This window comes from Curtobacterium oceanosedimentum, assembly GCF_020297365.1.
Classification (GTDB): domain Bacteria; phylum Actinomycetota; class Actinomycetes; order Actinomycetales; family Microbacteriaceae; genus Curtobacterium.
The window spans coordinates 1-9,253 of sequence record NZ_JAIXIG010000050.1 but is presented as its reverse complement, the minus strand read 5'-3'; the positions used below and the strand labels follow the sequence as shown (position 1 = coordinate 9,253).

The following is a 9,253-nucleotide window of genomic DNA, read 5'->3' as shown; positions in this document are numbered from 1 at the left end:
GAACACTCCCCCGTCACGAACGGCGTCCACCACCTGGTCGCGCTGCACGGCAGCATCGGCGAGCGCATCAACTCCCCCGGGCACGAGCTCACGCACAGCGGAAGCGAAAGAGGCACCCCGCCGAACGATGTGGTCCGGCCCGAGCGACCGCACCAGCGCCTCGTCCTTCTCAGCCGCATCAGCGATCACGGTCAGCCCCGCGGCCTTCGCCAGCTGCACCACGTAGTTCCCGAGCAGCCCCGCGGCCCCGGTCACGGCGAGCGTCTGTCCCGGTGCGAGCGACGCGTGCGACAGGATCTGCAACGCCGTCAGCCCGTTCATCGGCACTGTGGAGGCGAGCGGGAGAGACGTCCCACGAGGGATCCGCGTGAACGACCCCACCGGCGCGACGAGCTCCTGCACGTAGGCCCCACCGTGCGCGCTGAGCGGCAACGCCATCGCCATGACCTGGTCACCGACGGCCCACCCGGACACATCGGGCCCGACCTCGTCGATCACGCCAGCCGCGTCCATCCCCGGCACGTACGGCGGCGAGGCCTGCGAGCTGTCCCGCTGCCCAGCACGCACCCCCGTGTCGGTCGGGTTGACGGCGAACGCCTGCACCCGGATCCGCACGGATCCGGCGCCGGCGTGCGGCTCCGGCACCTCGTGGACGGCGAGGGCCTCGGGCCCTCCGAATTCTTCGACTCCGATGACCTGCATCATCCCGGTCTACGCGCCGGTTGCTTGACGCAACCTGACGCGACCACCCCCGGTCTGGAGGCCGGGCACCAGCCCGCACCGCGCCTCCAGCCCGTCAGGGGTCCCGTCCACGGCACGTGGTGCGCCATGCTGGCACCGTGCGTCTCGACGAACTCCTCACGCGGTCCGCCGGTCCCGCGATCGCCGAGGAGCTCGCTGCCCTCCGCCGTCCCGCCCGGTACGTCCTCGAGGGCCTCCACCAGGAGTCCCGGCAGAAGTACTGGCAGTTCCGCATCGACATCGACGAGGCCGCGCAGACCTGGGCGCTGGTCCGTCAACGCGCCAAGCCGGTCTCCTACCGCGACGGCGTGCTCCACGAGCCCGACGACGGCCCGATCGAGGTGTCGTTCGGCCGGAGCATGATCTCGTCCCCCGTGGTCCGGATGGCCGTGCCCGACCTGATGCACCGCTGGGGTCGGTCACTGGACGACTTCCACCCGGTCCTCGTGCAGCACGTCGGCGCGCACTCGATCCTGGTGACCTTCGAGCACGAGGAGGACCCGGCGTTCCGCACGACGCTGGTGATCGACGAGCGCGACGGCATCGCCCGCCGTTCCTCCGAGCACGGTGGCGTCACGTTCGTCACGAGCGTGCGGACCGCCGAACCGGACGAGGTCCTGCCCCGCGCGCGCTTCGTGGCACCGACCGACTGGATCCGCCCGCAGTACTGAGGTTGTGGCGACGCCGGTTCGCGATCCCCGACGATCACGAACCAGAACCGTCAGGACTCATTCGTGACCAGGGCCGTCACCGGTAGTCGTCCGGGTCACCGACCACGCAGCGCGAATCCACGTTGACGTGCGCGCCGATCCTCGTGGCTGCGATCGACGCACGAGGCTTGCCCTCGGCGCGCGCGACCACAGCGGACACGTCGCCCGTCGCTGCATCCATCTCGGTCTGCGTCGTTGTCAGCTCGTACCCTTGCTTCCTCCAGTGTTCACCGGCCTGTTCCACGAGCACCTGCGGGTCGTCCGGTCCGTCCACCTCGACGTAGTAGCTGAACTGCACCGCCTTCTGCCCGTCGACCTGACAGTCGTTCGCGGCCGGCTCCGGGACTTCCTGTGGCCATGTGTCTGGAGCGAGTTCCAGGACCGACCGGAGTTCGGTCACGGCCTGCGAGCGCGCTTCGTCGACGGTCAGGGGCTTGCCCGGCCCGATGATCCCGCACCCCGACAGCGCGAGGGCGATCGCGCTGGCCAGAGCGGCAGCGGCCATCGGTTCGTCCACACGCCTCGTCACAGCAGCCGCCCCCGCCTCGACGCCGTCACTCGTCGTGATCCTGTCCGGACCCCGTTGCGCACGGAGAGGTCACCCGCACCGCTGCCGACGTCGAACTGATCTGGTACGGCCTTCGCGTCCCCGGGGGTGTGCATCGATCGGCTCCCTCTTGCAGGCCGTGAGGCCCGCGGTCAGCAGGCTCGCCGTCGACACGACGATCCCGATGCGTTGCTCCGCCATCACGGCAAGGTCACCGCCGCGCCACGGTGGTCATTCATCATCGGGCGAGCCCGCGACGCACTGGGAGTTGACGAAGACGAGGGCGTTCCCGTTCGTGATCTCGAGGGCTGCGCCAGCCTTGCCGTCTGCCTTCGCCGTGGCTCCGAACACCGTCCCGTACTTCGACCCGAAATCCTGCTGGCTGCGTTCGACCTCGAGTCCTCTGGAGCGCCAGAACTTGGACAGGGAGTCAGCGAGCTCGTCCTGCTTCGAGGTGACCGGAGCGTGCACCATGTACTGGTACCGGACGCCCTCGGAACATCCCTTGCTGACGGGGTCCCCGGGCGACGACCAGTCGAGGTCGGCGGACGCCGTGGTCTGGTCGAGCAAGGTCAGGGCATCTCTCCGTGTTTCTTCCGGGGTCATGGTCTTCCCTCCTGTCGCGCATCCGGCGAGCACGGCGATGAGGGACAGCGCAAGGGCCGCCCCGCTGAGCCGATGTCCCGCGGACGAGCGCGGGCTGGTGCGCATCGCGTTCGCCTGGAGCCCGGCACCGGCCGTGCCGTCCGCACCGGCCGTGTCCGTCGGATGCCGAGTCTTCTGGACCACACCGATCAGTCCTCGTAGTCGTCCGGGGACCCCTCGGCGCACTGAGAGTCGACGTAGAGGCTGATGCCGCGCCCACTGAACTGGAACGATCCCCACGGCTTCCCGTCCGCGCGCGCAGTTGCCGAGTAGGCGATGCCGTACTTCCCGAAGTCCTGCTGCGAAGGTTGCACGTCCAACCCCTTCGCCCTCCAGAACTCCTCGAACGAAGTGGCGAGTTCCTTCGGATCGGTCTTCTGGTCGATCGTCACGAGGTACTGGAACCGGACTCCGTCGTCCCCATCGGCGCATCGCGTGGCCACCGGCTCCGGAACCTCGGGCCAGGCCAGCGATTCGTGGCCCATCGTCTCTCGCAGGAACGCCACGGCGTTCTGCTTCGCCTCATCTGGTTGCATCTCGTCTCCCCCGTTCGAACCACAGGCCGTCGCCGTCGTCAGGAGCCCGACCACGGCGACGAACCCGAGGAGCGACTTCGACAGTCTGTTCACGGCATGGTCGCTTTCGCTGTTCCCAACAGCGTCTTCGTGCCGCTGTCGAGGTAGCCGATGTTCCCGGAATCGGGGTCGGCGGCAAGGTCGTGTACGTTCACCGTCTTCGATCCATCCGTCTGTACCTCCGTCGCGCCGAATCCCTGGGTGGGGTCTGCACGGTGCGGATCACTGAACGTGCGCCCGAACGCGGCGACGTCCCACTTCTCGTCAGCCTGCGCAGCATACATGTGGGCCGCATTGGTCGCTGCGGCATCGGGCACGGACGAAGGGATGCCCGCCGATCCGAGCGTGACGAAGGAGTGGATGCGCAGAGCGGCGTCGTCTGCGAGCGCGATCGCGGCAGTCGTCGAGCCGTACGAGTGCGCCACGACGTTCAGCTGAACGTCTGGTCTGGTTGTGCGGACTCCGGCAAGATCTGCGGCGAGGTTCGCAGCCCCGGCACGCGCCGAGTCTTCGTGGAAGACGGCAGTGTCACCGGTTGCCACGAAGTTCGGGGGTGCTTCGTAGCCGAGCCAGGTCACGTAGGCGCTGGCATCGCCACTCATCTGCTGTTGCGACTGCTGCACGGTCGACCCTGTCCGCATGTACTGCGTGGTGTCCGCCAGCGAACTCCCCATCCCGGGGACGAGGAAGGTGACGCTGCTCGCGCTGTCCAGGTCGCCGACCGAGAACGCCCCCAACGGCGGCTCTCCGTCGCGAAACGCCACCATCTGTCGCGGGAGGGGATAGCGGAGGTTGAGGTCCGTCCTCGCCCCGGCCACGAAGTTGTTGAGCTGGTTGTACCGCTCTTGCGCCGCGATCAGCGCCCGGTGCGCGTCAGCCAGCGCAGCGCGCCCGACCGCCTTGCCGTACGCCTTCTGGGCCTTGTCCAGAGCCTCGGTGGCCTGCGCGTACGCCCGCTGCGCACTCAGCCGGTTCGCCTGGTCCCGCGCCCAGTACGGCACCCCGTTCAGGTTCCCGATCACCGCTGGCAACGCCGTGATGAGCGCGTCCTGCGCCGCCGAGTGCTCCCCCGCGGTCCCCCGGCCGCCGAGCCCGTCCCACCACGCCTGCACGACCTCGGGCGGCATGCCGGCGATCCGGTCCGTCACGCCCTCGCCCTGTCCGGCCAGCACCTCGGGCGGCATCCCGGCCACGGCTCGCAGGAAGTCGGCGTCGCTCATGGCGGCGAGTGACCCGGCGTACCCGGGGGCGACCCCGAGCACATCGCTGTCGGACAGACCAGCGGCGGCGGCGCGGTCGGCAGTGGCCCGCCGTTCGACGAGCGCGTCCCACTCGGCGTCCAGGCGCTTCGCGGCGGCCGCGAGGTCGTCGGCGTCGCTCTGCAGGCGGCCCAACCGCCGACCGTCGGCTTCGGTGGCGTCGCTGCCGGACGCGGCCGACTCCGCACTGCCCCGCAGAGCGGCATTCGTAACCGAGTCGACGGCGTTCGCCAGCTGGGCTGCCTGGATCCGCTCGGCCTCGTCCTGGATCTGCTGCACGGCGTCGGCGTAGGTGTCGAGCACGTCGATGGCAGCGTCGAGCCGGCCGATGATCCGCTGGGCGGCGGGAGCGACGGTACCGACGGTGGCGGCGAAGCGGTCCTTCGAGGCGCCCTTCCACCCGTCCGCATCGTGCTGCGCACCGACGACCTGGTGCGCACCGGTGCGGACGTCGTCCTGGTGGTCGGCGAGCGCGCTGGAGAGCCTTGCGATCGCTCCGGGGTCACCGGCGAGGGGATCGGCGGCCATCACTCGCCCCCGGCCTTGCCGGCCAGGTCGGTGTCCGCGTCGGCGACGAGCGACTTGGTGTCCTTCGCGTACTGGCCGAGCGTGCGGCTGGTGTCGGCGAGCCACTCGGCGGATCGCTGCTGCGCCGTCCGGAAGGTCGCGAACGCCTGCGCGACGTCGTCAGCGCCGAACGCCCCGCCCTCCGCGGGCAGCGCGTCCCCGCTGAACGTCTCCGTCGCCCTCTCGAGCCCACCGTGCACGGCTTCGAGCGCGCTGTACGACACCATCAGATCAGCCATCGTCTCCCCCGAGCTCGCCCCGCGCCCTCCGCGGTTCCCCTCCCGGCAACATATCACGCTCCTTGCCGGGCGTGACCAGCCTGTGGACGGCCGGTGCACGGCCGGGCCGTACCGCGCCTCCTGTCCGGCGCACCATCCCCCGATCGGAGGATGCGACGACCACCGCACCGGTCGATCCCCGCATCGCACCCAGCCGCCAGGCTGGAGCCATGCCCGACACCCCAGCCATCGAGGTCCACCACCTCGGCAAGCAGTACGCCACCGGCACGGTCGCCGTCGACGACGTGTCCTTCACGATCCAGCCCGGCGAGACCTTCGCGCTCCTCGGTCCGAACGGCGCCGGCAAGTCCACCACGGTCGAGATCCTCGAGGGCCACCGCTCCCGCACCGCCGGCGAGGTCCGCGTCCTCGGGCACGATCCCGCCCGGCCCGACCGCCGGCACAACGCACGCATCGGCATCGTGCTGCAGACCAGCGCGGAGTCCCCGAACGTCACCGTCGCCGAACAGCTGCGCCACTTCGCGACCTTCTACCCCCGGCACCGCAGCGTCGAGGAACTCCTCGACGCAACCGGGCTGACCGAGCAACGGAACGTCCGCGTCAGCAAACTGTCCGGGGGCCAGCGCCGCCGCGTCGACGTCGCCCTCGGGATCATCGGCCGGCCCGAGGTCCTGTTCCTCGACGAGCCGACCACGGGCTTCGACCCGGAGGCCCGCCGGCAGTTCTGGGACCTCCTCCACCGGGTGCAGCGCGAGGGCACCACGATCCTGCTCACCACGCACTACCTCGACGAAGCCGCCCAGCTCGCCGACCGTGCCGCGGTCATCGCCGACGGGAAGCTCCTCGACCTCGCCCCGATCGACGAGATCGGCGGCACCGAGGCCCGCACGCCCCGCGTCCGCTGGCGCGACGACGACGGCACCCACCACGACGAACGCACGACCGACCCCACCGCACTGATCCGGAGCAGCACCATGCTGATGCACGACCTCGAAGTCATCCGCCCGTCCCTCGAGGACGTCTACCTCGGGATGGTGGGCCAGCGATGACGACCGCGACCAGCCGCATCGGCTACGAGATCCGCTCGTACTTCCGCGCCCCCGACGCCGTCTTCTTCACCTTCCTGTTCCCCGTCGTCATGCTGGCGCTGTTCTCGGTCGCGTTCGCCGACGCCGCCCCGATCAGCGCCGTCGCAGCGAACGGTCGGCCGATCGACGTCGACTACGCCACGTACTACCTGCCTGGCCTCGTCGCGACGGGCATCCTGCTGTCCGGCACGCAGTCGCTCGGCGTGGACATCGCCGGGGAACGCAGCGACGGCACCCTGAAGCGCCTGGGCGGCACTCCGCTCCCGGTCCTGTCGTACTTCGTCGGCAAGATCGGCATGGTCCTCGTCACGACGGTCGTGCAGACGGCGCTGCTGCTGGCGATGGCGAGCCTGGTGTTCGGCGTCGAGCTGCCGACCGACGCGAGCAACTGGGGGGTCTTCGCCGGCGTCATGGTCCTCAGCATCGCGACCAGCTGTGTCCTCGGCATCGCGATCTCCGCGCTCCCCCGCGAGGGACGCCGCGCCACCGCCACCATCGTCCCGGTCGTCCTGGTGCTGCAGTTCATCTCCGGCGTCTACCTGCCCTTCATGCAGTTGCCGGACTGGCTGCAGGACGTCGCCTCCGTCTTCCCGCTGCGTTGGATGGCGTCCGGCATGCGCGCCGTCTTCCTGCCCGACGCGTTCGCCTCGGGCGAGCCGGGAGGCGCGTGGCACCTCGGCCTCGGCGCCCTCCTGTTGGCAGCATGGCTGGTCCTGGGCACGGTGGCCTGCCTCCTCACCTTCCGCTGGAACCGCAAGGACTCCTGATGGGGCCTGTGCAGAACCGCTCTGCGGCCCCGCATCGATGGGATGCTGTGCTCATGAGTGGTGAGGCGTGGATGCGCAACAGGTGGCTGCACGGCTTCTTCGCCGGCACCATGCTCCTCACCGTGGTCATCACGGCGCTCGCCTGGTCCCCGTGGTCGACGCGGTGGCCGGCGTACGTCGTCGTCGCGGTCCTCGTCGTCGCGTACATCGCCTCCGGGCACCGCGGCTACGACGAGCCCCGGGCCGCCGCCGCGTTCCTGCCGCTCGTCCTCCTCGGCACGCTCGTGCTGCCCGCCGTGTCGCCGAACACGGCTTTCGTGCAGTGCATCGCGTTCCCGCTCGTGTGGGTGCAGTCGGAGCGCGTCCGCACCGCGGTCCTGCTGTCGGTCGCGGTCGCTGTCACGAGCAGCATCGGGCTGCAGATCTCCGGCGGCCCGGACGCCCTCGTCAGCACCCTGCTCGTCGAGGGCATCAGCCTGGTCGGCACCTGCGCGATCGGCGTCTGGATCTCGAGCGTGTCCCGCCTGTCCGAGGATCGACGTCAGCTCATCGACGAGCTCCGGGCCACGCAGGAGTCCCTCGCCGAGGCGCACCGCAGCGCCGGCGTCGCGAGCGAGCGGGAGCGCCTGGCGCGTGAGATCCACGACACCGTCGCGCAGAACCTGGCCGGCATCGTCATGCTCACCGAGCGTGCCCGGAAGGACCACTCCTCCGGACGCGGAGCGGCGCTCGACGAGCGGTTGTCGGTCCTCGAGGAATCGGCCCGCGCCGCCCTCGAAGACTCCCGCTCCCTCATCGCCGCCGGCGTGGCCGGTGCGACGAGTGGGAGCCTCGCGGGGTCCCTGCACCGACTCGCCGAACGCTTCACCCGTGAGACGGGAACACCGGCCACGGTCGATGCGACCGACGTCCCGCTCGACCGTGACGCCCAGGTGGTGCTGCTCCGCGTCGTCCAGGAGTCCCTGGCGAACATCCGGGCCCACGCGAACGCCAGCGCGGTCCAGATCGTCCTCCACCACGACCACGACCTCGAACGCACCGGGGTCCGCGTGACCGACGACGGCGTCGGCTTCGGCACCGGCGCCCCCACTGCCGGGCACGGACTCCGAGGGCTCCGTGAACGTCTCATGCTCTCTGGGGGCACCTGCACCATCACGAGCACCCCGGGCGGAGGCACCGTCATGGACGCGAGCCTCCCCACCGCAGCGGGCGCTGCGCTCCTCGCTTCGCCGTACTCCGTGTCGGCGGTGTCCCGGTGATCCGCGTCGTCGTCGCCGATGACCACCCGATCGTCCGCTCGGGCATCGTCGCCCTGCTGCAGGACGCCGACGACATCGAGGTCGTCGGCCAAGCCAGTGACGGTCGAACCGCTGTCGAGGTGGCGCTGCGGGAGCGCCCCGACGTCGTACTCATGGACCTCCGGATGCCCGTGCTGGACGGTAACGCGGCGACGGCTGAAATCCTCGCGGTGGAACGCGGTGTCCGGGTCCTGATCCTCACGACCTACGAGTCCGACGACCAGATCCTGGCCGCCATTGAGGCCGGGGCCACGGGCTACCTGCTCAAGGCTGCCCCGGAGTCCGAGATCCTCGCCGGCGTCCGCGCCACTGCCCGAGGCGAGACCGCACTGGCCCCCTCAGCCGCAGCGGCCCTGGTGCGCCGAGCAACGGGAGCCTCAGCAGCAGCCCCGGCCGGCCCGTCCCTGACCCCGCGCGAGTTCGAGGTCCTCCGGCTCGTGGCGCAGGGCAACAGCAACCCGGCGATCGGCCGCACGCTGTTCCTCAGTGAAGCGACGGTGAAGACGCACCTCGGTCACGTGTTCGAGAAGCTCGGCGTGAACGACCGCACCCGCGCGGTCACCCGTGCCATGGAGCTCGGCCTCCTCAGCTGACCCGCAGTCTGGGCATCAGGAGCAGCTGCGCTCCAATCAACACCCTGGAACGCAGAAAACCCCTGACCATGACTGGTCAGGGGTTCCCTGGTGTTTCTACGTTAAGTCCGGCGGCGTCCTACTCTCCCACAAGGTCCCCCTTGCAGTACCATCGGCGCTGAGAGGCTTAGCTTCCGGGTTCGGAATGTGACCGGGCGTTTCCCTCTCGCTATGACCACCGGAAC

At 70.1% G+C, this 9,253-nt stretch carries 11 protein-coding genes and 1 rRNA gene; 5 read left to right on the top strand and 7 right to left on the bottom strand.

From position 1 onward, the window contains the following. Positions 1–702, bottom strand: a 702-nt coding sequence (locus LEL83_RS15495; RefSeq protein WP_225559490.1) for an NADP-dependent oxidoreductase, incomplete at its 3' end; no start/stop codon positions are given. A 137-nt stretch (positions 703–839) separates the two neighbouring features. On the opposite strand from LEL83_RS15495, the gene LEL83_RS15490 reads away from it, so the two are divergent. Continuing rightward, on the top strand, positions 840–1,412 hold the full coding sequence (locus tag LEL83_RS15490; RefSeq protein WP_225559489.1) for a hypothetical protein: 573 nt from the start codon (positions 840–842) through the stop codon (positions 1,410–1,412). 76 nt (positions 1,413–1,488) lie between these two features. Here LEL83_RS15490 and LEL83_RS15485 read toward each other — a convergent pair whose 3' ends face one another. The 5 genes from LEL83_RS15485 to LEL83_RS15465 all read right to left on the bottom strand — a co-directional run bounded on the left by LEL83_RS15485 (position 1,489) and on the right by LEL83_RS15465 (position 5,283). Beyond that, a complete protein-coding gene (locus LEL83_RS15485; protein ID WP_225559488.1) occupies positions 1,489–1,968 on the bottom strand; it encodes a hypothetical protein in 480 nt (159 codons plus the stop codon). Between the two features lie 261 nt (positions 1,969–2,229). Next, entirely contained in the window at positions 2,230–2,604 is a 375-nt protein-coding gene (locus LEL83_RS15480) for a hypothetical protein (RefSeq protein WP_225559487.1), read from the bottom strand. Between the two features lie 188 nt (positions 2,605–2,792). Then, the gene (locus tag LEL83_RS15475) at positions 2,793–3,272 is read right to left on the bottom strand and encodes a hypothetical protein (protein ID WP_225559486.1); all 480 of its coding nucleotides are present in this window, start codon (positions 3,270–3,272) and stop codon (positions 2,793–2,795) included. Beyond that, a complete protein-coding gene (locus LEL83_RS16350) occupies positions 3,269–4,780 on the bottom strand; it encodes an alpha/beta hydrolase (protein WP_225559485.1) in 1,512 nt (503 codons plus the stop codon). Before LEL83_RS16350 ends, LEL83_RS15475 begins: the two co-directional genes overlap by 4 nt. Before the next feature lie 224 nt (positions 4,781–5,004). Next, entirely contained in the window at positions 5,005–5,283 is a 279-nt protein-coding gene (locus LEL83_RS15465) for a hypothetical protein (protein WP_225559484.1), read from the bottom strand. Positions 5,284–5,492: 209 nt separating this feature from the next. On the opposite strand from LEL83_RS15465, the gene LEL83_RS15460 reads away from it, so the two are divergent. Genes LEL83_RS15460 through LEL83_RS15445 form a run of 4 tightly spaced genes read left to right on the top strand, consistent with a single transcriptional unit; the run spans position 5,493 to position 9,029 of the window. Continuing rightward, positions 5,493–6,332, top strand: coding sequence for an ABC transporter ATP-binding protein (locus LEL83_RS15460; protein ID WP_225559483.1), 840 nt, complete (start codon positions 5,493–5,495; stop codon positions 6,330–6,332). After that, positions 6,329–7,138, top strand: a complete 810-nt coding sequence (locus LEL83_RS15455) for an ABC transporter permease (protein ID WP_225559482.1) — start codon at positions 6,329–6,331, stop codon at positions 7,136–7,138. Before LEL83_RS15460 ends, LEL83_RS15455 begins: the two co-directional genes overlap by 4 nt. Before the next feature lie 53 nt (positions 7,139–7,191). After that, positions 7,192–8,397: a sensor histidine kinase gene (locus tag LEL83_RS15450; RefSeq protein WP_225559481.1), complete on the top strand. Its 1,206-nt coding sequence runs from the start codon at positions 7,192–7,194 to the stop codon at positions 8,395–8,397. Continuing rightward, positions 8,394–9,029, top strand: coding sequence for a response regulator transcription factor (locus LEL83_RS15445; protein ID WP_225559480.1), 636 nt, complete (start codon positions 8,394–8,396; stop codon positions 9,027–9,029). The genes LEL83_RS15450 and LEL83_RS15445 overlap by 4 nt, the downstream gene beginning before the upstream one ends. Before the next feature lie 105 nt (positions 9,030–9,134). Here LEL83_RS15445 and rrf read toward each other — a convergent pair. Next, positions 9,135–9,251: ribosomal RNA gene (gene rrf, locus LEL83_RS15440) — 5S ribosomal RNA — on the bottom strand. Positions 9,252–9,253: the final 2 nt, after the last annotated feature.